Origin of the sequence: Vibrio sp. 05-20-BW147, assembly GCF_013369385.1 — a bacterium.
Taxonomy (GTDB): domain Bacteria; phylum Pseudomonadota; class Gammaproteobacteria; order Enterobacterales; family Vibrionaceae; genus Vibrio; species Vibrio floridensis.
In genome coordinates this window covers 1-1,048 of record NZ_SZTO01000074.1, presented here as the reverse complement: position 1 = coordinate 1,048, position 1,048 = coordinate 1, and the positions used below count along the sequence as shown (strand labels likewise).

At 41.5% G+C, this 1,048-nt stretch carries 1 pseudogene; it reads right to left on the bottom strand.

What is annotated here, in order from left to right:
* Positions 1 to 512, bottom strand: a pseudogene (locus FC652_RS19995) (IS5-like element ISVbsp3 family transposase); the annotation flags it as partial.
* Positions 513 to 1,048 lie beyond the last annotated feature (536 nt).

Sequence of the window (1,048 nt, the reverse complement as noted above, 5' to 3'; positions counted from 1 at the left end):
GTAACATTAGATAAACTCAGTTCTGCCGCGACGATTTCGTGAGTGCTGGTGTCTACCGCTAAATGCAACTTTCTCCAGACTCTACGCTTCCCGTCAGTACCATGCTTCTTGACCTTCCATTCACCTTCGCCATAAACCTTGAGACCTGTTGCATCAATGGCTAGATGCTGGATGGTTCCTTTGGTTTTTGTCTTGAAAGCGACGTTAACTGTTTTAGCTCGCTTGCTAATGCATGAATAATGAGGGCATGACAATGGCAGTTCAGTGAGCTTAAAAATAGAGTTAATGAACCCTTGAAGACCTCTCAACGGCATTGAAAATACGCGTTTAACCATAAGAGCTGTCGTAATGGCTAAGTCGCTAAACAAGCGAGGTCTCCCGCGGTTTCCCTGTTTGATTTGCTTCCATAGCTGGATGGCTTCTTCATCTATCCAAAATGTCAGTGAGCCGCGATTAATTAAAGCTTGGTTATAGTGCTTCCAATTGGTTGTCTTGTAGCGAGGCTTGGCCATTGGTCAAAGTGTTTGAGTGGAACTTAGCTGATCAGATCGTGGGTTACTGATTTAGTTCCCTGATTTAGGAAACAAAGCCAATTTGAGCTGTATTTTATGCCATGTGGAATTTCTGAATACACTCAGAATGAAACCCAAATGGTTAACACATTTATGCCTCTAATCAATGAAAGAGCTAGAGTTTCGCAAGATACCAAAAACAAAATGAAGCAAGCTTTTCGTGAGTATTATGAGTCAGTTTTCGAAGCTAAAATAAACAAGTAATGAATGAAACAGGCACATAACAAGCAATTTAAGAGGGATTCACAACGCTTGGCATTTTTGCTTCTACTTCAAATTTAGTGTTTATGGCACAATGCTTTAGGTTTGGGTGGAAGCGTTGTTCACCCCTTAATTGGGCGTTATGCTTAATCAAATAAAATCAGTGGCTTATGGTTTTTCTTTGTTTCCTCTGCTTTTGGGTTTTGTGCGCGTCGGCAAGTTGGCTCCAGTGGGTGCTGTTTTCTGGACACTTATTCTTTGGCGCTGAAAATTCA